The 26,432-nt window shown below is 71.1% G+C and carries 25 protein-coding genes; 18 read left to right on the top strand and 7 right to left on the bottom strand.

Translation table 11 applies throughout. The features are described 5' to 3' along the window. Positions 1 to 15: 15 nt before the first annotated feature. Complete coding sequence (locus N1031_RS04770) at positions 16 to 1,185, bottom strand: YihY/virulence factor BrkB family protein (RefSeq protein ID WP_259478443.1); 1,170 nt, start codon at positions 1,183 to 1,185, stop codon at positions 16 to 18. A 113-nt stretch (positions 1,186 to 1,298) separates the two neighbouring features. Between N1031_RS04770 and N1031_RS04765 the strand changes: the two genes are divergently transcribed. The 3 genes from N1031_RS04765 to trxA all read left to right on the top strand — a co-directional run bounded on the left by N1031_RS04765 (position 1,299) and on the right by trxA (position 4,736). Then, a complete protein-coding gene (locus tag N1031_RS04765) occupies positions 1,299 to 2,138 on the top strand; it encodes an exodeoxyribonuclease III (RefSeq protein WP_259478442.1) in 840 nt (279 codons plus the stop codon). Positions 2,139 to 2,231: 93 nt separating this feature from the next. Beyond that, complete coding sequence (locus N1031_RS04760; protein WP_259478441.1) at positions 2,232 to 4,244, top strand: APC family permease; 2,013 nt, start codon at positions 2,232 to 2,234, stop codon at positions 4,242 to 4,244. A 93-nt stretch (positions 4,245 to 4,337) separates the two neighbouring features. Continuing rightward, the gene (gene trxA, locus N1031_RS04755) at positions 4,338 to 4,736 is read left to right on the top strand and encodes a thioredoxin (protein WP_259478440.1); all 399 of its coding nucleotides are present in this window, start codon (positions 4,338 to 4,340) and stop codon (positions 4,734 to 4,736) included. Positions 4,737 to 4,831: 95 nt separating this feature from the next. Here the strand turns inward: trxA and N1031_RS04750 are convergent, their stop codons facing one another. Continuing rightward, complete coding sequence (locus N1031_RS04750; protein ID WP_259478439.1) at positions 4,832 to 5,419, bottom strand: NAD(P)H-dependent oxidoreductase; 588 nt, start codon at positions 5,417 to 5,419, stop codon at positions 4,832 to 4,834. A gap of 108 nt (positions 5,420 to 5,527) precedes the next feature. Here N1031_RS04750 and N1031_RS04745 point away from each other — a divergent pair, with 108 nt between their 5' ends. Further along, on the top strand, positions 5,528 to 6,136 hold the full coding sequence (locus tag N1031_RS04745; protein ID WP_259478438.1) for a TetR/AcrR family transcriptional regulator: 609 nt from the start codon (positions 5,528 to 5,530) through the stop codon (positions 6,134 to 6,136). 92 nt (positions 6,137 to 6,228) lie between these two features. On the opposite strand, the gene N1031_RS04740 is transcribed toward N1031_RS04745, so the two are convergent. After that, positions 6,229 to 7,032 (bottom strand): SDR family NAD(P)-dependent oxidoreductase, encoded by an 804-nt coding sequence (locus N1031_RS04740; protein WP_259478437.1) that lies wholly within the window; start codon positions 7,030 to 7,032, stop codon positions 6,229 to 6,231. Between the two features lie 63 nt (positions 7,033 to 7,095). Between N1031_RS04740 and N1031_RS04735 the strand changes: the two genes are divergently transcribed. Next, positions 7,096 to 7,701, top strand: coding sequence for a TetR/AcrR family transcriptional regulator (locus N1031_RS04735; RefSeq protein WP_259478436.1), 606 nt, complete (start codon positions 7,096 to 7,098; stop codon positions 7,699 to 7,701). A 153-nt stretch (positions 7,702 to 7,854) separates the two neighbouring features. Here N1031_RS04735 and N1031_RS04730 read toward each other — a convergent pair whose 3' ends face one another. Further along, positions 7,855 to 8,367 carry a DUF6328 family protein gene (locus N1031_RS04730; protein ID WP_259478435.1) on the bottom strand — a complete coding sequence of 171 codons (513 nt, stop codon included), beginning with the start codon at positions 8,365 to 8,367 and terminating at the stop codon, positions 7,855 to 7,857. Between the two features lie 113 nt (positions 8,368 to 8,480). On the opposite strand from N1031_RS04730, the gene N1031_RS04725 reads away from it, so the two are divergent. Further along, positions 8,481 to 9,413: a hypothetical protein gene (locus tag N1031_RS04725; protein WP_259478434.1), complete on the top strand. Its 933-nt coding sequence runs from the start codon at positions 8,481 to 8,483 to the stop codon at positions 9,411 to 9,413. A gap of 71 nt (positions 9,414 to 9,484) precedes the next feature. On the opposite strand, the gene N1031_RS04720 is transcribed toward N1031_RS04725, so the two are convergent. Beyond that, positions 9,485 to 10,405 (bottom strand): AEC family transporter, encoded by a 921-nt coding sequence (locus N1031_RS04720; protein WP_259478433.1) that lies wholly within the window; start codon positions 10,403 to 10,405, stop codon positions 9,485 to 9,487. Then, positions 10,405 to 12,528, bottom strand: a complete 2,124-nt coding sequence (locus N1031_RS04715) for an acyltransferase family protein (RefSeq protein ID WP_259478432.1) — start codon at positions 12,526 to 12,528, stop codon at positions 10,405 to 10,407. The genes N1031_RS04720 and N1031_RS04715 overlap by 1 nt, the downstream gene beginning before the upstream one ends. A 162-nt stretch (positions 12,529 to 12,690) precedes the next feature. Here N1031_RS04715 and N1031_RS04710 point away from each other — a divergent pair, with 162 nt between their 5' ends. The 10 genes from N1031_RS04710 to N1031_RS04665 all read left to right on the top strand — a co-directional run bounded on the left by N1031_RS04710 (position 12,691) and on the right by N1031_RS04665 (position 23,408). Continuing rightward, positions 12,691 to 14,136, top strand: a complete 1,446-nt coding sequence (locus N1031_RS04710) for a DUF6421 family protein (protein ID WP_259478431.1) — start codon at positions 12,691 to 12,693, stop codon at positions 14,134 to 14,136. Positions 14,137 to 14,287: 151 nt separating this feature from the next. Then, the gene (locus tag N1031_RS04705; protein WP_259478430.1) at positions 14,288 to 15,004 is read left to right on the top strand and encodes an SDR family oxidoreductase; all 717 of its coding nucleotides are present in this window, start codon (positions 14,288 to 14,290) and stop codon (positions 15,002 to 15,004) included. 134 nt (positions 15,005 to 15,138) lie between these two features. After that, positions 15,139 to 16,527 (top strand): sensor histidine kinase, encoded by a 1,389-nt coding sequence (locus N1031_RS04700; RefSeq protein ID WP_259478429.1) that lies wholly within the window; start codon positions 15,139 to 15,141, stop codon positions 16,525 to 16,527. Then, positions 16,524 to 17,246, top strand: coding sequence for a response regulator (locus N1031_RS04695; protein WP_259478428.1), 723 nt, complete (start codon positions 16,524 to 16,526; stop codon positions 17,244 to 17,246). The genes N1031_RS04700 and N1031_RS04695 overlap by 4 nt, the downstream gene beginning before the upstream one ends. A gap of 106 nt (positions 17,247 to 17,352) precedes the next feature. Next, complete coding sequence (locus N1031_RS04690; RefSeq protein WP_259478427.1) at positions 17,353 to 18,819, top strand: cell wall-binding repeat-containing protein; 1,467 nt, start codon at positions 17,353 to 17,355, stop codon at positions 18,817 to 18,819. Between the two features lie 57 nt (positions 18,820 to 18,876). Then, entirely contained in the window at positions 18,877 to 19,773 is an 897-nt protein-coding gene (locus N1031_RS04685; protein ID WP_259478426.1) for an ABC transporter ATP-binding protein, read from the top strand. Then, a complete protein-coding gene (locus N1031_RS04680; RefSeq protein WP_375163605.1) occupies positions 19,770 to 20,915 on the top strand; it encodes an ABC transporter permease in 1,146 nt (381 codons plus the stop codon). The genes N1031_RS04685 and N1031_RS04680 overlap by 4 nt, the downstream gene beginning before the upstream one ends. A gap of 45 nt (positions 20,916 to 20,960) precedes the next feature. Beyond that, complete coding sequence (locus N1031_RS04675; RefSeq protein WP_259478425.1) at positions 20,961 to 22,037, top strand: threonine aldolase family protein; 1,077 nt, start codon at positions 20,961 to 20,963, stop codon at positions 22,035 to 22,037. A gap of 91 nt (positions 22,038 to 22,128) precedes the next feature. Continuing rightward, positions 22,129 to 22,797 carry a ClpP family protease gene (locus N1031_RS04670; protein WP_259478424.1) on the top strand — a complete coding sequence of 223 codons (669 nt, stop codon included), beginning with the start codon at positions 22,129 to 22,131 and terminating at the stop codon, positions 22,795 to 22,797. Beyond that, positions 22,794 to 23,408, top strand: a complete 615-nt coding sequence (locus N1031_RS04665; RefSeq protein WP_259478423.1) for a ClpP family protease — start codon at positions 22,794 to 22,796, stop codon at positions 23,406 to 23,408. The genes N1031_RS04670 and N1031_RS04665 overlap by 4 nt, the downstream gene beginning before the upstream one ends. Before the next feature lie 37 nt (positions 23,409 to 23,445). On the opposite strand, the gene N1031_RS04660 is transcribed toward N1031_RS04665, so the two are convergent. Further along, entirely contained in the window at positions 23,446 to 23,772 is a 327-nt protein-coding gene (locus N1031_RS04660) for a helix-turn-helix domain-containing protein (RefSeq protein WP_259478422.1), read from the bottom strand. Positions 23,773 to 23,868: 96 nt separating this feature from the next. Between N1031_RS04660 and N1031_RS04655 the strand changes: the two genes are divergently transcribed. Together N1031_RS04655 and N1031_RS04650 are read left to right on the top strand one after the other, a co-directional pair. After that, positions 23,869 to 26,112, top strand: coding sequence for a heavy metal translocating P-type ATPase (locus N1031_RS04655; protein WP_259478421.1), 2,244 nt, complete (start codon positions 23,869 to 23,871; stop codon positions 26,110 to 26,112). Further along, positions 26,109 to 26,408 carry a metal-sensitive transcriptional regulator gene (locus tag N1031_RS04650; RefSeq protein ID WP_259478419.1) on the top strand — a complete coding sequence of 100 codons (300 nt, stop codon included), beginning with the start codon at positions 26,109 to 26,111 and terminating at the stop codon, positions 26,406 to 26,408. Before N1031_RS04655 ends, N1031_RS04650 begins: the two co-directional genes overlap by 4 nt. Positions 26,409 to 26,432 lie beyond the last annotated feature (24 nt).

Below are 26,432 nucleotides of genomic sequence, written 5' to 3'. Positions count from 1 at the left end.
ATCCGTCACCACCCGCTACGACCGCTCCGCCAGCGTGCGCAGCTCCTCGGCCGCCGCATCCCGCCGCCACTTCGCCGCCGGCCGGCGCCACCACGACGCCCCCTCCAGCTCGGCCGTGGCCTCGCGCAGCCTCACCTCGGCCGCGATCACGAGGGCCTCCTGCTCGAGCGCCGCCTTCTCGGCCGCCGTCGGCTCGTAGAGCAGCTCCCCGCGGTCCTCCGCCGCCACCGCGATCCACGACGCCGACACCAGCGTGACCACGCTCGTCAACCGGAACCACAGCAGCATCGCGATGAACACCACGAACGTCGACAGCAGGGGATTGCGTGATGCCCCACCGAGCAGCGTGCTGCCGAGCACCTGCAGCACCAGCAACGCACCGCCCCCCAGGAGCGTGCCCGCGAGCATCCGGCGCACCGTCAACCGCGCGTTCGCGAGCACGCGGAACAGCACCATCAGCGCGACCGTGTCGATGAGGTACACGAGAACGAGGCCGACGAAGGTCACGAACCCCGACGACCAGTCGCCGAACACACCGGGCAGCATCGAGTAGAGCCAGTCGATCGCCGCCGTGCTCACCACGCTCAGCACCGCCGCCGCGAAGAGCGCGACCCCGATGAGCACCGACACCACGAAGTCGCGCGCCTTGAGGAGGACGTACGAGCGCGGGTCCTTGGGCACGCCGAAGATGGCGCGCACGGCGATGCGGGAGTAGGTGATCCAGCCGATCGCCGTCCAGATGAGGACCACGATGGCCGAGACACCCGTGATGGTGAGCACCGAGGCGCTCGAGGTGGCGATGGTACGCAGATCGGCTTCGTGGATGACGCCGCTGTCGCCGATGAGCCCGGGCACATAGGTGTTGATGAGGTCGATGAGGGCGTCCATCGTGGCGGGCGACCCGATCAGCCAGATGCCCGCCACCGCGAACAGCACGTAGACGGCGGCGAACACGGCGAACAACGCCTGGTAGCTCATGCCCGACGAGAGCAGGAAGCCGTTGCCGGCCAAAAAGCGGCGCCACACCCGGGTGGGGAAGAGGGCGAGAGTGCCCTGAGTGAGCTCGGTGATCTTGGTGATGGGCTCGTCGAAGCGCTCGGCGAGGCGGCGTTCGAGGCGGGCACGGCGGTCGGCGCGCGTCGAAGGTCGATCGGCCTCGGGCTTCGGCGGTTCCTCCCTCGTCACCAGGCCAGCCTAGCCAGGGGTGCGGCGGCGCGGTTGCGCAGGGCGAGCGGATGCACGGGGCCGGGCGCATGCGCGCGGCCGGCGGCGTCACCGGCTGCCGGTAGCGTGGAGGCATGCGTGTTGCGACCTGGAACGTGAACTCCATCCGAGCCCGAGTGGGCCGGGTGACCGACTGGCTCGTGCGCGAAGACGTCGACGTGCTCGCCATGCAGGAGATCAAGTGCCGCGAGTCGCAGTTCCCGTTCGAGGCCTTCCACGAGGCGGGCTACGAGGTGGTGCTGCACGGCCTCAACCAGTGGAACGGCGTCGCGTTCGCCAGCCGCCTCCCCATGACCGACGTCGCCAACACCTTCACCGGCATGCCCGGCTTCGGCAAGCCCCTCGACGACGGCTCGCTGCCGCTGGAGGCACGGGCGCTCGGCGTCACCGTCGAGGGCGTGCGGCTCTGGAGCCTCTACGTGCCCAACGGTCGCCTGCTCGACGACCCGCACTACCACTACAAGCTCGTCTGGCTGCATGAACTCGCGGAGCAGACGAAGGCGTGGCTCGCCGCGCATCCCGACACCCCCCTCGCCCTCATGGGCGACTGGAACATCGCGCCGCTCGACACCGATGTGTGGGACATGGGCGCGTTCGTGGGCTCCACGCACGTCTCGGCGCCCGAGCGCGCCGCGTTCGCGGAGTTCGAGCAGCTCGGGCTCGCCGACGTGGTGCGCCCGCTGGTGCCGACCGGCTACACCTACTGGGACTACAAGCAGCTCCGCTTCCCGCGCAACGAGGGCATGCGCATCGACTTCATCATGGGTTCGAAGCCCTTCGCCGAGCTGGTGACGGATGCGCGCATCGAGCGCAACGAGCGCAAGGGCGACGCCCCCTCCGACCACGTGCCCGTCGTCGTCGACCTCGAGCTCACCCCGGAGGACGACGACGACCGCCCGATGATCTTCGGCTAGCGCCGGCCACCGCACCGCCCTGGCGTGGCCCCACCCGGGCATCGCCGCCCCACCCGCCACCCGGGCGTCACCCCCAGCGTGTATAGATGGAGCATGTCTTCGTCGAGTGTCGGCGCGGGGTCGCCGATCACCCCGGGTCAGCCGCACCTGCCACCCGACCAGAAGCGGGGGCTGCGGCACTGGCTCACCGACGGGCTCAGCGAGCGCGCCGGCCGCCACCCCGGCCCCGGTGTGGTGCGCCCCGAGAAGACGCACTCCTGGTGGCGCGTCATGTGCCTCACCGGCGTCGACTACTTCTCCACCCTCGGCTACCAGCCCGCCATCGCCGCGCTCGCCGCAGGTCTTCTCAGCCCCATCGCCACGATCGTGCTCGTGCTCGTGACCCTGCTCGGAGCCCTCCCCGTCTACCGCCGCGTGGCCCGCGAGAGCTTCAAGGGCGAGGGTTCGATCGCCATGCTCGAGAAGCTCCTCCCCTGGTGGGGCGGCAAGCTCGTGGTGCTGGTCCTGCTCGGCTTCGCGGCCACCGACTTCATGATCACCATCACGCTGAGTGCGGCGGATGCGAGCGCCCACGCCATCGAGAACCCGTTCGCCCCCGACTGGCTCGAGGGGCAGAACGTGCTCATCACGCTGGTGCTGATCGCGGCGCTCGCGGTCGTGTTCCTCCGCGGATTCAAAGAGGCGATCAACATCGCCGTGGTACTCGTGGCCGTGTTCCTCGTGCTCAACGCGGTGGTGGTGGTCGTGGCGATCGGGCACGTGGCCGAGAACACCGTCGTCATCGACGACTGGTGGTCGGCACTCACCGCCCAGCACGGCAACCCGCTGCTCATGGTGGGCATCGCGCTGATCGCCTTCCCGAAACTCGCGCTCGGGCTCTCCGGGTTCGAGACCGGCGTGGCCGTGATGCCCCAGATCAAGGGCGCTCCCGGCGACACCCCCGCGAACCCGGCCGCGCGCATCCGGGGCGCCCGCCGGCTGCTCATGACGGCGGCGCTCATCATGTCGTCGTTCCTCATCACGTCGAGCATCGTCACCACGCTGCTCATCCCGCAGAAGGACTTCGAAGCCGGCGGCCCCGCCAACGGCCGCGCCCTGGCCTACCTCGCGCACGAGTACCTCGGCGAGGGCTTCGGCACGGTCTACGACGTCTCGACTATCGCCATCCTCTGGTTCGCGGGTGCCTCGGCGATGGCCGGGCTGCTCAACCTCGTACCCCGCTACCTGCCGCGCTACGGCATGGCGCCGCACTGGGCCGGACTCGTCCGGCCGCTCGTGCTCGTGTTCACGGCCATCGCGGTCGTCATCACACTGGTGTTCGACGCGAACGTCGACGCCCAGGCCGGGGCTTACGCGACGGGTGTGCTCGTGCTCATCACCAGCGCATCCGTCGCCGTCACCCTCTCGGCCAGGCGCAAGCGGCAGCGCGCTGCCACGATCGGGTTCGCCGTGGTGTCGCTGGTGTTCCTCTACACGACGGTCGCGAACATCATCGAGCGGCCCGACGGCGTGCGCATCGCGGGGCTGTTCATCCTCGGCATCATCGTGGTGTCGATCGTGTCGCGCGTGCAGCGCTCGTTCCAGCTGCGGGCGACCTCGGTCACCTTCGACGCCACCGCGCTCGACTACGTGCTCACCGATGCCGACGAGTTCGACTCGCTGCAGATCATCGCCCACGAACCGGATGCGCCGGCCGGCACGAGCGAGGCCGAGCTGGCCGCGGAGTACCGGCAGAAGGTGGAAGACGAACGGCGCGACAGCGGCATCCCGCTGCGGAAGCCCGTGATCTTCCTCGAGGTGGTGCCCACCGACTCCTCCGACTTCGAGGAGGACCTCGTGGTGCAGGGCCAGGCCCGGCACGGCTTCAGGGTGCTCACGGTGCGCAGCGGCAACACGCCGAACACGATCGCGTCGGTGCTGCTCGAGATGCGCGAGCTCACCGGGGTGGTACCCGACGTGTACTTCGAGTGGACGGAGGGGAGCCCCATCTCGAACATGTTCCGGTACCTGGTGACGGGGCAGGGCGAGGTGGCGCCGGTGACGCGCGAGGTGCTGCGGCGGGCCGAGCCCGACCGGCTGCACCGGCCCGAGGTGCACGTGAGCTGAGAGCGGGCTCCGGATGCGCGAGATGCGGCCGCGCGAACGGCGGGCGGGATGCGCGGCCGGGAATTCCTGCGCCGCCAGGCTGTTGACACCGGCATGGCCACCACGACTCTCACCGCAGACAACCACGACGCGACGGTCTCCGACGGCATCGTGCTGATCGACTTCTGGGCCGACTGGTGCGGCCCCTGCAAGCAGTTCGCGCCAGTGTTCGAGCGCGCCTCGGAGCAGAACTCCGACATCACCTTCGCGAAGGTCGACACCGAAGACCAGCAGCAGCTCGCCGCGATGTACGGCATCACGTCGATCCCGACCCTCGTCGGCTACCGCGACGGCATCCCGATCTTCGCCCAGCCCGGCGCCCTGCCGGCGCCCGTGCTCGACGACGTGATCTCGCAGGTGCGCGCGCTCGACATGGAGACCGTGAAGAAGGAGTACGCCGAGGCCGTGGCGGCGCAGCAGGCGTCCGCCGACGGCGCCCTGCCCGCCGAGTAGCCTCGCCCCCGCGTAAAGACGAACGTCGCGGTGAACAGCCCGAATAGGAGGCCGTGCACCGCGACGTTCGTCTTGACGGGTGAATCGCGCTCGGGTCAGGCCGCGGCCGAATCCTCCGACGCGGCGGCAGCGCCGTCGAGCTTCGCCACGAACTCGGCGATGAACGCGGAGAGCTGCTCGGTGATCTCGGCGTCGTCCTTCGGGTGCAGCTCGGCGAAGCGCACGACCGAGTTCGGCACGGCGAGCACGGTGGTGTCGAGCACGTTGGCGCCCGCGATGCCGTAGGCCTTGCGGGCCTCGTCCTGAGCCCACACACCGCCGTACTGGGCGAACGCGGTGCCGATGACGGCGACCGGCTTGCTCGAGATGGAGCTCGAGCCGTAGGGGCGCGACGACCAGTCGATGGCGTTCTTGAGGTTGGCCGGGATGGTGCCGTTGTGCTCGGGGGTCACGACGAGCACGGCGTCGGCACCGGCGATGGCGGCGCGGTAGGCCACGACGCTCTCGGGCAGCTCGCCCTCCACGTCGACGTCCTCGTTGTAGAGGGGCAGCGCGTGGTGGCCCTCGTAGAGGGCGAACGATGCGCCCTCCGGCGCGAGCTCGACGGCCGCTTCGGCCAGCTGACGGTTGGTCGAGGCGGCGCGCAGGCTGCCGACGAGCACGAGGACGTTCTTCTCGGACATGGATTCTCCACAGATGAGTCGGGTTGACGGATGCTGACCGGCACACGCCGGCTCGGAGGATGTAACCGGACCGTGGTCCGGTTATTCCCGCGTGCTACAGTCCGGTTCATGGATCCGCACGGACTCCTCCCGGCACGGCCGCCGATCGGCCCCCAGCCGCCCGAACGATCGGACGCGGCACGCAACCGCGCCCGCCTCCTCGACGCCGCCCAGCGGATCGTGGACTGCGAGGGCATCGCGGGCGTGACCATGGACGGGCTCGCCGCCGAGGCCGGCGTGGGCAAGGGCACGGTGTTCCGCCGCTTCGGCTCCCGCGCCGGCGTGTTCGCCGCTCTGCTCGACGACGTGGAGCGCGAGTTCCAGGCCCGGTTCCTCAGCGGACCTCCCCCACTCGGCCCCGGCGCCGACCCCGTGGAGCGCCTCGTGGCGTTCGGCCGCGCGCGCATCGAGGTGCTCGCGCGCCAGGCTCCGCTGATGCGCGCCGCCGAACGCCCGGTGGAGGAACGGTTCGAGGTGCCGGCGCGCGTGGTGGTGGAGGTGCACATCGCCACGCTGCTGCGGCAGTCGGGCGTCGAGCTCGACGTGCCCGTGATCGCGTTCGAGTTGCTCGCCGTGCTCGAGGCGCCGCTGCTGCTGCCCGAAGCCGACTTGACCCCCGCGAAGATCATCCGCCTCGGCGACGGCTGGGAGCGGCTCGTGCGCGCCCTCCTTCGCTGAGCGTGGGAGCTTCACGCGCTCAGCGCGCCCGTCTGGAGCCCCGGCCCCGCGGATCCGCCCCCGCCTCAGTCGCTACTCGCGCGTCCGCCCCCTCAGTCGCGCGCGAGAAGCCGCCCGCTCACCGCGAGCGTCGCACTCCGCGGCATGACACCCGCGAAGCCCGCCGTGACCGCGTTGGCGCGCCCCGAGATGACGCTCGCGGGTGTGCGCCGCCGGTCGAGCGCGCGCAGCGCCGTCTCCACCACCTGCTCCGACGTCTGGTACGAACCGACCGCCGCCGCCTCGGTGCCGACGACATCGAAGAACTCCGTGCGCGTCGCGCCCGGACTCAGCGCCAGCACCTTGAGCCTGCTCTCCCGCGTCTCCCACGCCAGCGCCTCGGTGAAACTCAGCACGAAGGCCTTGCTCGCGCCGTAGACCGCCATCATCGGGGTCGGCTGGTAGGCCGCCGTGCTGGCCACGTTGACGAGGGCTGTGGATGCGCCCCCTCGCGCCGCCGAGACGAGCTCGGGCAGGAAGGCGCGGCTCAGCGCGACGAGGGCTCCGATGTTGAGCTGGATCTCGGCGGCGAGCGCCCCCGGCTCCGCCTCGAGCACCGGACCGTGCACGCCGAACCCCGCGTTGTTCACCAGGGTCTGCACGGCGATGCCGCGCTCGGCGAGCCGGCCGTGCAGCGACTCGGCGGCATCCGGAGCGGTGAGGTCGGCCGGGAGAACCGTCACTGTCACGCCGTGCGCGGTCTTGAGCTCGGCGGCCAGCGCCTCGAGCCTGTCGGCGCGACGCGCGACGAGCACGAGGTCGGCGCCACGGCCGGCGAGGCGGCGGGCGAACTCGGCTCCGAGCCCGGAGCTCGCGCCGGTGATGAGGGCTCTGGTTCCGCGGTAGGTCATCGTCATGGTGACCAATGTAGGCACTGACATCATTGTTGTCAACGCCTACATTGCGATAGACTCCCCTCTATGACGACCGAGGCGCCGAGCTACCACCACGGCAACCTCCGGGCGGCACTGCTCGAGCGAGCCGGTGCCACGCTGGCCAGCGACGGGGTCGACGGCCTCTCACTCCGGCAGCTCGCGCGCGACCTCGGGGTGAGCCATGCGGCGCCCGGCCGGCACTTCCGCGATCGGCAGGCCCTGCTCGACGCCCTGGCGCTCGACGGGTTCGAGGCGATGAACTCCGCCCTCGCCACCGCGGCGGCGGGCGGCGGTGATGCGCGCGCACGACTCACCGCGCTGGCCGAGGCCTACGTGGGGTTCGCGGTGGAGAACAGCGCGCTGCTCGCGCTGATGTACTCGGTGAAGCACGCGCCCGGGGCGAGCGAGGCGCTCCGCGCGGTCGGCAGCGGCGGGCTCGAGATCGTGGCGGCGACCCTGGCTGCAGCCCAGCGGGCGGGTGAGATCGCGCCCGGCGACCCCGAGCGCCTCGCGCTCGTGTCGTTCGCCGCGGTGCACGGGGTCGCGACCCTCGCCACGAACGACCTGCTCGACGGCGTCCCCGTGCACGAGGCCACCCGCGCGACGGTCGACCTCGTCTGGGCCGGCCTCGTCGCGGGCACCGCATCCTGAACCCGCCCGCGCCAGCGGCTCGCGCAGGCGGCGGGCCCGAGCTGCCGTCATCCCCACCACGCGCACTTCACCCTCGCACCCGCCACACCGCGCGTGCCGGACTCACGCCCCCCACGCGCATCCCGCCCCCACCCGGCCCCGCGCGTCCAGCGGTCAGGCGCGCAGCTCGATGTGGTGCGAGCGGCGGATCACCCGCGGCACCACCACCCACACCGCCACGATCACCGCGAGGATCGCGACGCCCACCACGACGCCGCCGACGCGCCCGAGCACGAAGTCGAAGATGAGCATCCCGGTGCCCGCGAGCGTGAGCGCCACGCCGATCATCGTGAACTGCAGGATGCGATCGGTCACGTGCACCACCTGCGCCTTGGCCTTCTGCCGGAACAGCGCCCGGTGCAGGCTCACGGGCGCGAGGCCGAACACCGTGGTGAGGATGGAGGTGACCACGAGGCAGAGGTAGACCGTGCGCTGGTAGTCGTCGAGCTCCTCGAAGCGCGACTGGAACACGGCCGCGAGCAGGAAGCCGGTGAGGATCTGCGTGCCGGTCTGGATGACGCGCAGCTCCTGCAGCATCTCGTTCCAGTTGCGGTCGAGCCGCTCGTTCTCGGTCTCGTCGCGCCCGTCGCCCGGCACGGCGTCGGTGGCGACGTCTTCGCTCGTCATGGCACCTGCCTACCATCGCTCGCGCCCGGTGGCCCGTGTCTCACGGGTGATGCCGGGCTGCGAGCGCGGCTCGGCCTCGTAGGCTGGGCTGCATCGCCTGGAGGGAGCCGCCGATGACCGCCGATCCGCTCGCCACCGTCGCGCGGGAGTTGCACGCCTCGGCTCCGGCCGCCTTCGTCGCAGCGCGCACTGCGCGCGCGAAGCAGGCGCAGGCGGAGGGTGAGCGCGACCTCGCGGCGCGCATCCGTGCACTCACCAAGCCGAGCTCGGCCGCGTGGGCGGTGAACGCGCTCGACTCGGAGCAGCCCGAGCTCGTGGAGCGGGTCGTCGAGCTGGGGTCGGCGCTCCGAGCGGCGAGCACCGAGCGGGATGCGGCGAGGCTGCGGGAATTGGCGCAGGCGCGCCAGGCCCTGCTCGCCGAGCTCGCGCGCGAGGCGCGTGCCGTGGCGGAGGCGTTCGAGGTGCCGCTCTCGGACGCGGCGGTCGGTGAACTGCAGCAGAGTTTTCAGGCCGCCATGGTCGACCCCCGTGCCGCGAACGCCGTGAGGAGCGGGATGCTCGTGCGAGCGATCGCGAGCGACGGGCTGGGTCCAGTCGACCTCGAGGGTGCGGTCGCGGTGGGGTCTGCGGGTCAGAAAGGAGCGGCGAGGAGCCACACGGCCGGCGAGGGCATCGCTGCGACGGGTCGCGCCGACACAACAGGGGCGGCCGACGCCCGCCGTCGAGCGGCGGAGGAGGAGCGGCGACGCGACACCGAGGAGCGCCGTCGGCGTGAGGCCGAGGAGGCGCGCGCCGACGCCGACGACGCCGAACGGCATCTCGCCGAGACCGACTCCGCACTCGACGATGCCGAGCAGACGCGCGCGGCGCTCGAGCAGCGCATCCGCGAACTCCACGACGAGCTCGACCGGGCCCGCGACGAACTCGCCAAGCTCACGCGCTCGCTCGCCCACCTCCGCAGCGCCCACACCGCCGCCGCGCGCACCGCGGCCGCGGCCCGTCGCGAGGCCGACCGTTACGACCGCCCCGCTCCCGGTACCGTCTGACACCCCGCCCCACGCACCCCGGCTCACCCGGTGTGACTTCCCGCCCCACCGCAGCTCCTCGCCCGCGCCGTTCAGGCCAGCAGCGCCGCCACCACCACGAGCACCGGCACCGACCCGATCGTCGTGATGAGCACCGTGTCCCGCGCCAGGATCACACCGCGCTGATACCGCGACGCGAAGTTGTAGATGTTCTGCGCCGTCGGCAGCGCCGCGAGCGCCACCACCCCGAACACCTGGTCGGCCGGCAGATGGAACGCGAACCGCGCCAGCAGGAACGCCACGATCGGCATCACCGCCACCTTGATCGTGCTCGCCACCACGATCTCCGCGCGCCCCGACCCCGCCTGCAGCGGCCGCTGCCCCACGAGCGACATGCCGAACGCCATCAGTACCATCGGGATCGCCGCGCCGCCGATGAGCTCGAACGGCGCCATGACCGGCGGGGGCACCTGCACGTGGAAGAGCGCCAGCAGCAGCCCCGCGAGCGACGCGATGATCATGGGGTTGCGCAGCGGTTGCGACACGATCGCACCGAACGAGGCCTTGCCCCGGGTGGAGATGTCGAGGATGCCGAGCGTCGTCGGCGCCATCACGATGAGCTGCAGCAGCAACAGCGGCGCCACCAGCTGCGGGTTGCCGAGCACGTAGGTGGCCACAGGCAGCCCGATGTTGTTCGCGTTCACGTAGGCCGACGACGCGGTGCCGATCGTGGTCTCGGCCACGGGCCGCTTGAACCAGATGCGCGAGATGGCCACGTACAGCCCACCCGAGATGATGACCGTGATGAAGGTCACGAGGATGGGTCCTGAGAACACGGTCGACGGATGCGACTCGGCCAGCACCGAGAACAGCAGCGCGGGGGTCGCGACGAAGAACGCGACCCGGTTGAGCACGAGCCGCGTGTCGCCCGGCAGGAACCCGAGCCGCTCCACGAGGTACCCGACCGCGATGACGAACCCGATGATGCCGAAGCCGGTGAGAACCCCGAGCATCAGCCGGCCGCGACGGCCGCGGGCGACCGGGTGAGCGCATCCGTCATCGCACGCTCGAGGAACGGCTCGAGCGTGAACGCGAAGGTGCGGGTGAGGTGGTCGGTGTCGCGGTACACGTTGGCGCCGCCCACGACCGCGGGGCACTCGGTGGCGGTGCAGTAGGTGTCGCTGAAGTCGAGCAGCGTCACGTCCTGCCCCGAGTCGATGGCCGAGCGGGCGGCGATCGCGATGGGATCGAGTTCGGCGAGGCCCTCGTCACGCGGAACGGTGCAGCTCGACGCGTCCTCGGTGCGCAGGCACTTGTTGGGGTCGTCGGGCCAACCGGGGTTGTCGACCACGGTCACGATCGGCGTACCGGCGTCGAGCACCTGCGACCAGGCTGCGGCGTAGCCGACGGCGCCGACTTCTTCGTCGTTCGCCGTGTTCGGCACGTTGCGGTCGGTGAGCGCGGCGGTGAACACGGCGTCGAAGGGCTCGGCGGCGGTGAGATCGGCGGTGAGGGATGCGCGCCAGTCGTCGCACGACACGGCGAACGCGTCGCGGGCCGAGAGCGGCGTCGTGGTCCACGGGCAGCCGCCCTTGAGGTAGGTGGTGAGGTGCCAGCCGTTCCGCTCCGCCATCTCGATGAAGGGGTCCATGAGCGCGTAGGCGTGGCTGTCGCCGATGAGGGCGATGCGGGGCGCATCCGGGTCGTCGCTGCCGAACTCGCAGTCGCGCACCGTCGCGTCGTTGAGGGTGGAGAGGCATTCGGGGTGGTCGGGCCGGTCGGCGTTGCCGAAGCCGGGGCTCGGGATGATGACGTCGGCCAGCTCGGGGTTCACGCAGAGCGGGTCGATCGCGGTCAGGCCGTCGGTGGGTCCGGATGCGGCGCCGAAGCAGTCGGGCGGGTCGGCGAGCGTGGCGGCGAGCTGGGTGGCCTCGGCCTCGTACTTCGGCTGCTGCACCGCCCAGGCACCGGTGACCACGAGGGTGGAGACCGCCATCGCCCCGATCACGGCGAAGAGAGTCGTGCGCGGCCGGCGCACCGTGAAGAAGCGCCAGGTGCGCGCCGGGTCTTCGATGAAGCGCTTGGTGGCCCAGGCGATCACGAAGCAGAACAGGAACAGCGCGATGCGGTTCCAGATGCTGAGGCCCCAGCCCGGGATGTAGGGGGCGATGACGATCAGCGGCCAGTGCCACAGGTAGAGCGAGTAGGAGATGTCGCCGATGAAGCTCACGGGGCGGAAGGAGAGCACGCGGCCCGCATCCCAGGGTCGCTCGCGGTGGTGGGCCACGATGATCGCGGCGGTGCCGAGCACGGGGATGGCGGCCATGTAGCCGGGGAAGGGCGTGGCGGCGTCGAAGAGGTAGCCGCAGGCGAGCACCACGACGATGCCGCCGTAACCGAGCAGGTTGGACTGCCACGCGCGGGTGGGTCGCAACCTCGGCAGGAGGGCCAGGGCGCCGCCCACTGCGAACTCCCACACCCGGGTGTAGGTGACGAAGTAGGCGGCCGCCGGGTCGACCGCCGTCATGACGACGGAGAGGGCGAACGAGACGACGCCGACCACGGCGAGCACGGTGATGAGAGCGGCCCAGCGGCGCCCCTTGAGGAACTTGACCGCGAAGACGGAGGCGCCGAGCAGCAGCACGGGCCAGAACAGGTAGAACTGCTCCTCGAGCGAGAGCGACCAGTAGTGCTGCACCAGGCTGGCCTCGTTGGCGGCCGCCAAGTAATCCACAGAGTTGAGGGCGAGCACCCAGTTCTCCACATAGAACGTGGAGGCGAGGATTTCTCGCACGTTCTCCGTCAGACTCGACAGCGGCATGACGAACAGCGTCATGAGGCTCGCGAAGATCAGCACGGTGATCGCGGCGGGGAGGAGTCTGCGCGCCCGTTTGGCGTAGAAGGAGGGCAGAGCGATGCGATCGGTGCGTTCGAGCTGTCGGGTGAGCTGCTGCGTGATGAGGAAGCCCGAGATCACGAAGAACACGTCCACGCCGATGTACCCGCCGGTGAGACGGCCGGGCCAGAAGTGGTACACCACCACGAGCAGCACGGCGATGGCGCGCAGCCCCTGAAGATGGGGGAGGAAGTGGTCGGGGCGGGTGGCGGTGGGTGCCCGGCCGGTCTTCGTCTCCATCGGGTCCATGCTACCCGGGGGTCTTCTGTTCGGCCGTTCGGGCGGTGGCGCACAGAATCGGCGCAGGTACGGGGCGGATGCGCAACGAAGCTGCGGAGTGGGCAAAGAAGAGCGGATGCGTTGTGCCTAGTCTCGAAAGGACGACCGATTGGAGGTTCCACCATGTCCGCACAGTCCGCATCCGCGGTGTCTGCATCTGCACAGTCCGCATCGATCATCGGAGAACCCGAGGTCGTAGAAGACCTGGCCGCGCTGCCCGCCTGGCTCTCGCTCAAGGCGGCGGTCATGGCCCTTCAGCCGCTGCAGGCGCACGACGGATCGGTGCCCGATCCCGTCGACCATCCGGCGGCCTCCGCACTGGTCGAGTCGATCGCCGGGTCGATCGCCTCGCTCGCTCCGCTCTTCCCGCACGATGCCGACTACCTCACCGCCCTGCAGGCAGACTTCGGCGCCTGGGCCGCCGGTGGCTTCGGCGTGCCCGACTTCCTCGCGTCGCTCGTGGCGTTCGCCCCGGCGGCGCAGCGCGCCGATGGCATCCGTCACCTGGTCGTGTTCCCCATGTACACGCAGAACGGCAGCACCGACCGGCACATGGAGGCGGTGCTGGTGGAGGTGCTGTGGCCCTCGTTCATCGCCGCGCTCGAGGCCGGCGACTACTCCAACGAGCTGTTCGTGCCCATCCGGTTCCTCGACTTCACCGCCGGTTACGACACGAACTCGGCGGTGCTGTTCCCGGAGTCGGTGGCCACCTCGTCGATCCCGGCGTACACCTGGGGGGCCATCTTCGCCGATCGCGAGGCCGCACGGTTCCGGCGGGTGGTGCGGGAGGCGGCATCCGTCACCCGGCTGTCGCTGCCGGCCGACGCGGAGCGCCTGCTCGACGACCAGGAGCTCGCCGAGCGTACCTTCGTGATGTGGGACCTCATCCACGACCGCACGCACATGCGCGGCGACCTGCCGTTCGACCCGTTCATGATCAAGCAGCGCATGCCCTACTTCCTCTACTCGCTGGAGGAGCTGCGGTGCGACCTCACGGCGTTCCGCGAGGCGGTGCGCATCGAGCGCTCGCTCACGGCCGCCCGCGACGCGGCGGAGGTCGGGCGACCCGGCCACGACGACGCCGAACTGCTCGATCACGCGAGGCTGGTGCAGTACGCGGTGCTGTTCGACCGCATCTTCCGCTTCGCCATCACGGGGTCGCGGGTGCGCAACTACGACGGACTGGGCGGGCAGCTGCTGTTCGCCTGGCTGCACCAGCGCGGTGTGCTGCACTGGACCGACACGCGACTCACCCTCGACTGGGAGCACGTGGCCGACGCCGTGACAGCTCTCGGCGACGCCATCGACGAGCTGTACTGGCGCTCGATCGACCGCCCGAAGACGGCGCACTGGCTGGCGGCGTACGCGCTCATCACCGAGACGCTCACGCCCAACCCGGCTTCGGTGTGGGCGCGCGGGCCCGAGGCGCTGCCGCTCGGCGGCCCGCCGCGCGGACTCACCGACGCGGTGCTCGACGACGAGTTCCCGCTCTCGATGTTCTACGAGGCCCTCGACAAGAAGATGCGCGAGGTCATCGACTCGACCTCGGGCATCACGGGGCGGGCGTAGGGGGCCGCCGACCGCCGTCAGACCCCCGTGCCGCTCGCCGACCGCCGACGCCCCACTCCCCGCCATCCACCGTCGGGCCCTGTCCCGTCCACGTCCGTGGGGACCCCCTTCCACCCACCCTTCGCGCGGCCGGCGGTGACAGGATGAGCAGATGACTGACGTGAGCGATCTGCCCGGCCGGCGTGTGGTGGTGGCCGGGGCGACCAGCGAGTCGGGGGCGGCCGTGTGCGCAGCCCTCGTGGCGGGCGGGGCGACGGTGCTGGGCATCGGGTCGTCGGCCGAGAAGCTCGCCGCGCTCGCGGCACGGGTGCCGGGCGTGGAGACGGTCGTCTGCGACCTCTCCGACAGCGCCGCGGTCGATGAGCTGGCCGGCGCCCTGACGACGGCCGGCGGCGTGGACGGCCTCGTGCACCTGGTGGGCGGCTGGGTCGGCGGGCGGGGTATCCCGGGGCAGACCGACGAAGCCTGGGCCGCGATGGAGCGCGGATTCCGCACGCTGCGCAACACGACGCGGGCGTTCTACCCCGCGCTCGTGGCGTCGCCCGCGGGGCGGGTGGCGTTCGTGTCGTCGGCCTCGGTCGACGCGCCCACCGCATCCGGGGCCAGCTACACCGCCTCGAAGGCCGCCTCCGAGTCGTGGATGCGATCGGTGGCACAGGGGTTCCGGGCCGATCAGGGCGGCGACGCGCGGGCGGCCGCGGTCGTGTTCGTGGTGACGGCGCTGGTCGACGAGAGCATGCGGGCAGCGGCACCCGAGAAGAGCTTCGACGGGTTCACCGACGTGGGCGTGCTCGCCGGGGCCGTTGTGGAGCTGTGGAGCGGCGAGCGGGATGCGGGTGGGCTGAACGGTTCGCGCATCCGCCTGTGAGCGGTCTAATCGCCGGCGCGGGTTTCGCACCGGGTGCCGGCGAGTAGTCCTGCACAGTTCGGGCTGACTGCCCCGAATTGCACATCCGTCGTTAGGCGGATGGCGAGCGCCACCCGCCTGGGTACCGTGGAGACATGACCGACTCCACCGCAGACGACTGGGTGCGTCCTCGACCGAGTGCCCGCGGGCTCCGCCGCGACGCACTCGTGGCGGGGTTGCTCGTGGCGGCCGCCTGGCTGAGCTGGTGGCTCTACGTGGGCGCGATCGACGAGGAGCACGCTCCGTGGTGGGGTGCGCTCATCTGGGCGGTCGTGATCGCCGGTTCGCTCGCGTTTCGCCGACTCGCCCCCGAGCTCACGGCGCTCGTAGTGGCCGCCACCTTCGTGGTGGGCCAGTACGCGGGGGTCTACGAGCAGCTCTTCGCCAACATCTGCCTCTTCGTCGCGCTCTACTCGCTCGGGGCGTGGGGGCGCAACCGGCTTCTCGCCACCGTGGAGCGGGTCATCATCACGGTGGGCATGGTGCTCTGGCTCGTGGCGGTGATCGTCTACCAGGCGCTCACACCCGAGTCGACGCCCGACGTGTCGCGAGACGGCTGGTTCTCGCAGTTCGCCGCCATCGGCCTCATCCAGCTCATCACCAACCTGCTCTACTTCGGCGCGGCCTTCGTGTTCGGCAACGCCGCGTACGCCGCCGCCCGGCAACGCGACGCTCTCGAGCTGCGCACCGTCGAGCTGGAGCAGGAGCGCGAGGTCAGCAGCCGTCAGGCTGTCGCCCTCGAGAGAGTGCGCATCGCCCGCGAACTGCACGACGTCGTGGCGCACCATGTCTCCGTGATGGGGTTGCAGGCCGGGGCGGCCCGTCGCGTGCTCACCCGTGGCCGCGCAGCGCCCGCGGCGACTCGTTCGGCCGGTGGTGGTGCTGAGCCGTCTGGTGGCGCCGATCGTCGTGCCGATCCCTCTGGCGCCACCGCCGACGCCGTCGACCCGCGCGCGATGGAGGCCCTGGCTCAGATCGAGGAGAACGCGCGGGAGGCGGTCGACGAGCTGCACCGCATGCTCGGTGCGCTCCGCCAGGGCGACGACGACGATGCCGCGGTCTCGGCCTCCACGCGAGGGCTCGACCAGCTCCCCGAATTGGTCGCCGAAGCGGAGGCCGCGGGCCTGCCGGTCACCCTCACCACCGTGGGTCCCGCGACGGCGGTACCCCCGGTGATCGGTCTGAGCGCCTACCGCATCGTGCAGGAATCGCTCACCAACGTGCGCAAGCACGGGGGTATCCGGGCCACGGCCGACGTGCGTGTGAGGTTCCTCGACAGCGGAGTCGAGATCGAGGTGAGCGACACCGGATCGGGGCGCCCACCGGTCGCGGGGGCGTCGACGAAGGGACTGGGGCAGGTGGGGATGCGCGAAAGGGTGGCGGCGGTCGGAGGCGAGATCACGATGGAGGCGAAACCCCGCGGAGGGTACCGGGTGCGCGCACGACTCCCCCTCGCGCCACGGTCGGCGGAGGTGGAGTCGTGAGCACCGAGATCAGCGCCGACGCACCCATCCGGGTGGTGCTCGCCGACGATCAAGACCTGGTGCGGGTGGGCCTGCGCATCATCCTCGAGTCCGAGGACGGCATCGAGGTGGTGGGAGAGGCCCGCAGCGGGCGCGAGGCGGTGGCGATCGTGCGCGAGCTGGCACCCGACGTGGTGTGCATGGACGTGCAGATGCCCGACCTCGACGGCTTGGCGGCCACCCGCGAGCTCGTCGCCGCGGGCACGACGGCCGGCGTCCTCATCCTCACCACCTTCGACCGCGACGATTACCTGTTCGATGCGCTCACGGCGGGGGCGAGCGGTTTCGTGCTGAAGAACTCGACCCCCGAAGACCTGGTCGCCGCCGTGCAGATCATCGCCCGCGGAGACGCGCTCCTCTCTCCCGACGTCACCAGGCGGGTCATCGAGTCGGTCGCACGCCAGGGGTCGCCGCGCGCGGAGGCGACGCCGAGCGGGCCTGTCGAGCCGGCCGGGCGAGCCGAGCCGATCGAAGACCTCACTGACCGCGAACGCGAGGTGCTCCAGCTTCTCGCCACCGGTCGATCCAACTCCGAGATCGCCGCGGAGTTGTACCTGGGGGAGGCCACGGTGAAGACGCACGTCTCGAAGATCCTGCAGAAGCTCGGGCTCCGAGATCGCATCCAGGCCGTCATCTTCGCCTACGAGAACGGCATCACGGTTCCGGGAGACCGGCAGTGACTCCTGCTCGCACCGTTCTCGTCATCGAGCGATCAGCTGTAACACGGCGTTGTTATGCTGTCCCAACCCGACTCTGATCGACATCCGTAGCAACATGGAGGACAGAATGCGGCGACTCCTGCCATCCGCAGCCACACTCGTCATCGCGCTGGCCGCTGCCGCGCTCGCCGGCGTTCCGGCAGGTGCCGCGGCCGCCGAGGAGAGCGCTCCGGCCCTCAGCGGCACCGTCACCTATCCGACGGCGGCCCACGAGGGGAGGCCGAAGGTCTGGCTCTACGCCGTCACGGGCGAGACCGCCGAGGGCGACCCGATCGTGTCGACCACGCCGACCGCGACGGCACTCGCCTCGACTGAGACAGGCGACTACAGTTTCGCCCGGGTTCCGGCCGGTTCGTACGTGGTGAAGTTCACCGAGACCAGCAACCGGTACTTCGACGTGTACTGGCCCCAGCGCTACGACCTCGACGATGCCGAGCCGATCGCGCTCAGCACCGCCTCCCCCGTGGCCGACGTCGATGCCAGCCTGTCGTACCGGAGCGTGCGGGTCGACCGCATCGCGGGTGCCGACCGCTTCGACACGAATCGACTCGTGAACGACGAGCTCTGGCCCGACGGCCCACCCGAGTCGCCCACCATCTACCTTGCGAACGGCCTCAGCTTTCCCGACGCGCTGAGCGCCGGGCCCGCTGCCGCCCACGCCGGAGGCGCGGTGGTGCTGACCGACGGCACGTCTCTCTCCGCCTCCATCACCCAGCAGCTCACCGACCTCCAGCCCGGGCGCATCGTCGTCGTGGGCGGCGAGGGCTCGATGTCTGCGCAGCTCTTCACCCAGGCCTCCGCCCTCGCGCCGGCCGATGCCACCGTGCGGCTCGGTGGAGCCGACCGCTTCGAGACCTCGCGCCTGGTGGCGGCCGACGCCTTCTGCTCACCGAGCCCGGGTCCGGGTGCCGGGTGCTCCGCCCCGGAGGCATTGTTCGCCAGCGGCGCTGGCTTCGCCGACGCCCTCGCGGCGGGTCCGGCGGCGGCCGCGGCCGACGGCCCCGTGATCCTCCTCCCCCCGGACGGCGTGGACGAACCGACCCTCACGCTGCTGCAGACGCTCGGAGTCGCCGAGGCCACCGCGGTCGGCGGAGAGGCGAGCATCTCGGCCGCCGCGTACGGCACCCTCCTCGCCGCGGTGCCCGACACCACCCGCATCGCCGGCGACGGCCGCTACGCGACCTCCGTCGCCCTCGCCGCGGCCTTCTTCGGCCCCACCTCCCACGTCTACATCGCCTCGGGCACCACCTTCCCCGACGCCCTCGGGTCGGGCCCCCTCGCCGCGGCCGACGAGGCACCCCTGTTCCTGTCGCCGGTCGAGTGCCTGCCCGACGAGGTCTGGCGAGAGATGCTGTCGCTGCACACGGGCTACGCCACCCTCATCGGGGGTCTCTCGAGCCTCGGTTCGCCGCTCAACTCGCTCACCCGCTGCGCGCCCGCCGTCACCAACGGCACCGGCACCGGCGCCGCCGTCGGCGCAGAGCCCGGCTCCGAACTCACCCCCGAGGTGGAGCCCTCCCCGTCGCTCGGCTGATGTGACGCCACACCCCCACCCCTAGCGTGGGAAGCACCCCCGAGAAAGGTGCTTCCCATGCTCGAAGTCTCCGGTGTCTCCCGCTCGTTCGGGTCGCGCCAGGTGCTGCACGACGTCTCCTTCACGGTCGGCGACGGTCGCATGACCGGGTTCGTCGGCGGAAACGGTGCCGGCAAGACCACGACCATGCGCATCATCCTGGGCGTGCTCGCCAGCGACTCCGGCACCGTCACCCTCGACGGCACCCGCCTCACCTCCGCCGACCGGGCGCTCTTCGGCTACATGCCCGAGGAGCGCGGCCTGTACCCGAAGATGAAGGTCGCCGAGCAGATCGCCTACCTCGGACGACTGCACGGCATGAGCTCCGCCGCGGCCGCCGCCAGCACCGACCGCCTCCTCGACCGGCTCGGTCTGGCCGAGCGCGCCGGAGCTCCGGTGGAGAGCCTCTCGCTGGGAAACCAGCAGCGCGCGCAGATCGCCGCCGCCCTCGTGCACGACCCCGAGGTGCTCGTGCTCGACGAGCCGTTCTCGGGCCTTGACCCGATGGCCGTCGAGACGGTGCAGTCCGTGCTCGCCGAGCACGCCGCCGGCGGCGCCCCGGTGCTGTTCTCCAGCCATCAGCTCGACATCGTCGAGCGCCTCTGCGACGACCTCGTCGTCATCGCCGACGGCTCCATCCGGGCGACGGGCTCCCGCGAGGCCCTCCGCGATGAGCACTCGACGCCGCGCTACGAGATCGAGATGTCGGCCGACGCCGGCTGGGTGCGCACCCTCGAGGGTGTGCAGGTGATCGAGCTCGACGGCGACTACGCCCTGTTCGAGGTGCCGCGCGGCGATGCGGGCAGCGCGCTCGCCCAGACGGTGCTCAGCCGCGCCTTGGCCACCGGCCCGGTCGTGCGATTCGGCCGCGTGCATCCCACCCTCTCGCAGATCTTCAAGGAGGTCGTCCAGTGACCACGGCACCCCACACCACGGCACCCCGCACCCCTCGCCCGCGTCCCCTCGGCCCCGCCCAGGCGACCTGGCTGGTCGCCCGCCGCGAGATGTCGATGCGCCTGCGCAGCAAGGCCTTCCTCATCTCCACCGGCATCCTGATGCTCGCCATCCTCGCCTCCATCATCGTGGGCGGCATCCTCGGAGCCACGGCCTCCACCACGAAGGTCGCGACCGTCGCGGGCACCGCCTCCGTCACCGCCGAGGTGCCGGGCCTCGAGGTCACCGAGGCGGCGAGCGCCGACGCCGCCGAAGAGCTCGTGCGCAGCGGCGAAGTCGACGCCGCCATACTGCCCGCCGGAACCTCGAGCACCAGCACGACCGGCGCCCTCCCCTACGAGATCGTCGCCCTCGACTCCACGCCGACCACCCTCGTGCAGCTGCTCAGCACCTCCCCCGAGGTCGTGCTGCTCGAACCCACCGACGACGGCGACGGCTTCCTCTCCTACATCATCGGAATCGCCTTCGGCGTGGTGTTCTTCATGTCGGCCGTCACCTTCGGCGCCACCATCGCACAGAGCGTGGTCGAAGAGAAGCAGACGCGCGTCGTGGAGATCCTGCTCAGCACCATCAGCGCGCGCGAGCTGATGGCCGGCAAGGTCGTGGGCAACAGCATCCTCGCCTTCGGTCAGATCGCCCTCATCGCCCTCATCTCGGCCCTCGGCCTCACCATCACCGGGCAGTCGGCCCTGCTCGGCATGCTCGGCCCGGCCATCCTGTGGTTCGTGGTGTTCTTCGTGTTCGGCTTCGTGCTCATCGCCGCACTCTTCGCCGCCACGGCGGCCCTGGTCTCCCGCCAGGAGGACGTGGGCTCGGTCACCTCCCCCGTGATGATGCTCGTCATGATCCCGTACTTCCTCGTCATCTTCTTCAACTCCAACGAGGCGGTGATGGGCGTGATGTCGTACGTGCCCTTCTCGGCGCCGATCGGCATGCCGCTGCGACTGTTCCTCGGCGACGCCTCGTGGTGGGAGCCCCTGCTCTCCCTCGTCATCCTGCTCGCCACCACCGTCGTGGTCGTGCTCATCGGCTCGCGCATCTACTCCAACTCGCTCCTGCGCACGGGTTCGAGGGTGAAGCTGCTGGATGCGCTCAAAGGCTGATCGCGGCGCAACGGATGCGCGGGGCCGGTTTGAGAGACTGGACCGGTGACCGAACCGATCAACGCCCCCGCGCATCCGCTGCACGACACCGCGTACCGGGGCTTCGCCTCCGACAACTACGCGGGCGCGCATCCCGAGGTTCTCGAGGCGATCGCCCGGGCGAACGGTGGGCACCAGATCGCCTACGGAGAAGACGTCTACACCGCCGAGCTGCAGCGCGTGCTGCGCGGGCACTTCGGTGAGCAGGCGGAGGCCTTTCCCGTGTTCAACGGCACGGGCGCCAACGTGGTGTCGCTGCAGTCGATGCTGCCGCGGTGGGGTGCGGTGGTGTGCTCGACCACGGCGCACATCCACACCGACGAGAACGCGGCGCCCGAGCGGGTGGCGGGGCTGAAGCTGCTCACCGTGCCGACGCCCGACGGCAAGCTCACGCCCGAGCTCATCGACATGGAGGCGTGGGGCTGGGGCGACGAGCACCGTGCGCAGCCGCTCGCCGTGTCGATCACGCAGACCACCGAGCTCGGCACCGCCTACACGGTCGAGGAGATCACGGCCATCACCGCTCATGCGCACTCGCTGGGTATGACGGTGCACCTCGACGGATCGCGCATCTCCAACGCCGCGGCCTCGCTCGGGGTGCCGCTCCGGGCGTTCACCACCGACGCCGGAGTCGACGTGGTGTCGCTCGGGGGCACGAAGAACGGGCTGCTCTACGGCGAGGCCGTCGTGGTGCTGAACCCGTCGGCGGCGGAGGGCATCCCGTTCCTGCGCAAGCTCGACATGCAGCTGGCCTCGAAGATGCGGTTCGTGTCGGCACAGCTCATCGCGCTCTACGAGGGTTCGCTGTGGCTCGAGTCGGCTTCGCACGCCAATGCGATGGCGGCGCGGCTCCGGGCGGCGGTGGCGGGGCTCGACGGGGTGACGCTCACGCAGGAGACGCAGTCGAACGCGGTGTTCGCGATCGTGCCGCCCGGGGTGGCCGACCGGTTGCGGGAGTCGTTCCGCTTCTACGACTGGAACCCCGCCACCGGCGAGGTGCGGTGGATGTGCGCGTTCGACACCACCGAGGCCGACGTCGACGCGTTCGCCGCCGCACTCGAGCGCGAGCTCGGGCGCGTGTGACGTGTAACCGGTCGCGGTGCGCTGCTCTCGGCGGATCCGCCGTGAGCAGCATCGTGGCCACGCCCCGCGCCTCCGGTCGCAGACTGGCGGCATGACCGACACCGCACCCCCACCCCCGCCCCGCTTCGACGAACGCACCAGGCACGCCCTCCGTCAGCAGCGCGTCCTCGTGCTCGACGGACCGCTCGACGACGACAACGGCACCCTCCTCACCACGCAACTGCTGGCGCTCGCGGTCGACGACCCGCACGCCGAGATCGCACTCTGGATCCAGTCCCCCGGCGGCTCCGTTCCCGCCATGCTCGCCATCCGCGACGTCATGCACCTCATCCCGTGCGACGTGTCGACGCTGGTGCTCGGAATCGCCTACAGCGCGGGCCAGTTCTTGCTGTCGTCGGGCACCCCGGGCAAGCGGCGCGCCCTGCCGCACTCGCGCGTGCTCATGCACCAGGGGTCGGCCGGAATCGGCGGCACCGCGGTCGACATCGAGCTGCAGGCGGGCGACCTGCGCCACACCCGAGACACCGTGCTCGGACTCATCGCCGCCGACACGGGACAGCCGATCGAGCGCGTGTTCGAGGACTCGCTGCACGACCGCTGGTACACGGCGGCCGAGGCGCTCGACTACGGCTTCATCGACGAGATCGTCGGCGACTTCGCCACCATCGCGCCGCGACCGCGGTCGCAGGCGGGTTTCGGCACGCCGTCAGGCTTCGGCGCCCTCACCGGCACCGGCTTCGGAGCGGAGGCGTCGCGATGAGCAGCTACACCATCCCCACCGTCATCGCCCGGCACCCGAACGGCGACCGTGCGATGGACGTGTACTCACACCTGCTCTCCGAGCGCGTGGTCTACCTCGGCACCGCGATCGACGCGGGCGTCGCCAACGCCCTCGTGGCGCAGCTGCTGCACCTGGAGTCGGAGAACCCCGACCGTGAGATCCAGTTCTACATCAACTGCGAGGGCGGCGACCCGAGCGCGATGCTGGCCGTCTACGACACGATGCGCTACATCCGACCGCCCGTGGCCACCATCGGCGTGGGGCAGGCGATCGCGGTCGGGGCGGTACTGCTCGCCGCGGGAGCGGAGGGGCGCCGATCGGCACTGCCGCACGCGCGGGTGGTGCTGCACCAGCCGGCGGCGCAGGGGCGGGGCACCATCCCCGACCTCATCCTCCAGGCCGACGAGGTGGTGCGGGTGCGCGCCGACATCGAGCACATCCTCGCCAGGCATACCGGGCGCAGCACCGCCGAACTGCGCGCCGACACCGATCACGACCGGGTGTTCACGGCCACCGCCGCGAAGGAGTACGGACTCATCGACGCCATCATCGAGCAGCGCGAGGTCGAGGAGCGAGGCGCCGACGTCTGAGGGACGCGCGGTGGGCGGGGCGGGATGCGCGGGCCAGTCAGGCCGCGAGGGCGAAGGCGCTCCGGTGTGCCGCCGGCTGGGCACCCGCGCTCGCGGGCGGGCGGAGCCGCTCGGCGACGTCGAGTGTGAGGTCGACCAGGGTGAGACCGAGCGCGCCCGCGACCGCCGCGATCATCTCGCTCGAGGGCTCCTTCACGCCGCGCTCGATCTCGGACAGGTACTGCGGCGAGACCCCGGCCCGCCCCGCCGTCTCGGTGAGCTTCTCGCCGAGATCGTGCCGGCGCTCCCGCAGACTCTCCCCCACGAGATGGCGCCACAGGGGCTCGGGTTCGGGGGCCGGAGAGGGTGCGGTGGGCTCGCTCATGCTCCATCGTAGACACCCGTATGCGCGACGTTCGCAGACAGCGGAACTCCCGCATCCGGTTGCACCAGTACCCCTAGGGGGTATACCGTCGAGGCCATGAGCACCGAGCACGACCACACCACGCACCACGGCCATGACCACAGCGACGTGCACGACCACTCCACCACGCACGCCGGCCATGACCACTCGGCGCATCACGACCACTCCTCGGCACACACGGGTCACGACCACTCGCAGGCGAACCCCGCCTCCGGTCACCAGGGTCACACCGGCCACCACGACCACTCGGCCCACCACGACCACTCCGGCCACCACGGGGGCCACGGCGGCCACGACCACTCCGGGCACGTCGCCGTCTTCCGCCGCCTCTTCTGGGTGATGCTCATCATCGCACTGCCCGTCGTGGGCTTCAGCGGCATGTTCGCCATGATCCTCGGTTACCCCCTCCCGAGCGAGGGCTTCACCACCTGGATCTCCCCCGTGCTCGGCACCGTCATGTTCGTGTTCGGCGGCCGCCCGTTCCTCACCGGCGGCGTCGACGAGCTCCGCGCCAAGCAGCCCGGCATGATGCTGCTCATCGCGCTGGCCATCACGGTCGCCTTCGTCGCCAGCTGGGGCGCCACCCTCGGCCTCCTCGACCACGAGCTCGACTTCTGGTGGGAGCTCGCCCTCCTCATCGTCATCATGCTGCTCGGCCACTGGATCGAGATGCGCTCCCTCGCGCAGACCACCTCGGCCCTCGACTCCCTCGCCGCACTCCTGCCCGACCAGGCCGAGCGCCTCGACGCCGACGGCACCACCTCCACCGTCGCGCCCTCCGAGCTCCGGGTGGGCGACCTCGTCATCGTTCGCCCCGGGGGCCGGGTTCCGGCCGACGGCGAGGTCGTCGACGGCACAGCCGCGGTCGACGAGTCCATGATCACCGGCGAGTCCCGCCCGGTCACGCGCGCCCCAGGCGACCACGTCGTGGCCGGCACCGTCGCCACCGACACCGCCCTGCGCATCCGCATCACCGCCGTCGGCGACGACACCGCGCTCGCCGGCATCCAGCGCCTGGTCACCGAGGCGCAGAACTCCAGCTCGCGGGCGCAGCGCATCGCCGACCGCGCCGCGGCGTGGCTCTTCTGGTTCGCGCTCGGTGCCGCGGTCATCACCGCCGTCGTGTGGACGCTCGTCGGCAGCCCCGACGACGCGGTCATCCGCACGATCACCGTGCTCGTCATCGCCTGCCCGCACGCGCTCGGGCTCGCCATCCCGCTCGTGGTCTCGATCTCCACCGAGCGCGCCGCCAAGGCGGGCATCCTCGTGAAAGACCGCCTCGCGCTGGAGACCATGCGCACCGTCGACACCGTCCTGTTCGACAAGACCGGCACCCTCACCCTCGGCCGCCCCGCCGTCACCGCGGTGCTGCCCGCCGAGGGCACGAGCGAGGCCGAGCTGCTGGCGCTGGCCGCGGCGGCCGAGGCCGACAGCGAGCATCCGCTGGCCAAGGCGATCGTCGAGGCCGCCCGGATGCGCGGGGTCGCGATCCCGGATGCCACCGGCTTCCGCGCTTCGGCGGCGGTCGGCGTGTCGGCCGTGGTCGACGGGGCGACGATCGAGGTGGGCGGGCCGCGGCTGCTCGAGCAGAGCGCGGCGGCAGGGCGACCGGCGACGGAGACCGTCGAGCCCGCGCCCGAGCCCGCGCTCGACGGGCAGACGGTGCTGCACGTGCTGCGCGACGGCGCCGTGATCGGCAGGCTCGCCCTGGCCGACGAGGTGCGGCCCGAGTCGCGCGCCGCGGTCGACGCGCTGCGGCAGCGCGGTGTCGAGGTCGTGATGATCACGGGCGACGCCGAGCCTGTGGCGCGCGCCGTGGCGGCCTCGCTCGGCATCGAGCGGGTGTTCGCCGGGGTGAGGCCCGAGGACAAGTCCGACAAGGTCGCCGAGCTGCAGGCCGAGGGTCGCACGGTCGCGATGGTCGGCGACGGCGTCAACGACGCGCCCGCTCTCGCCCGGGCAGACGTGGGCATCGCGATCGGAGCGGGCACCGACGTGGCCATCGCCTCGGCCGGTGTCATCCTGGCCAGCGACGACCCGCGATCGGTGCTGTCGATCATCGCGCTGTCGAAGGCGAGCTACCGCAAGATGACGCAGAACCTCTGGTGGGCCGCCGGCTACAACCTGCTGTCGGTGCCGCTCGCGGCCGGCGTGCTCGCGCCGATCGGGTTCGTGCTGCCGATGGCGGTCGGGGCGATCCTCATGTCGCTGTCGACCATCATCGTGGCGCTCAACGCCCAGCTGCTCCGGCGCCTCGACCTCAGCCCGGAGACGATCGTCCCTGAGAGGATCGGTGCATGAGCGACGCGCACGCCCACCACGGCTACATCTCGAACAAGGACGCCTACCTCAAGCGCCTCAAGCGCATCGAGGGGCAGACCCGCGGTCTGCAGAACATGGTGGCCGACGAGAAGTACTGCATCGACATCCTCACGCAGATCTCGGCGGTCACCAGCGCCCTCGAGTCGGTGGCGCTCGGCCTCCTCGACGAGCACCTCAACCACTGCGTGGTCGAGGCCGTGGCCGAGGGCGGCCCGGTCGCCGAGGAGAAGCTCAAAGAGGCCTCCGCCGCGATCGCCCGCCTCGTGAAGTCGTAGAGCGCATCCCTCAGAGCTCTGCCA

Origin of the sequence: Herbiconiux moechotypicola, assembly GCF_024979255.1 — a bacterium.
GTDB lineage: Bacteria > Actinomycetota > Actinomycetes > Actinomycetales > Microbacteriaceae > Herbiconiux > Herbiconiux moechotypicola.
Note: the sequence above shows the minus strand (reverse complement) of the source record. Positions and strands in the feature narration are given on the sequence as shown.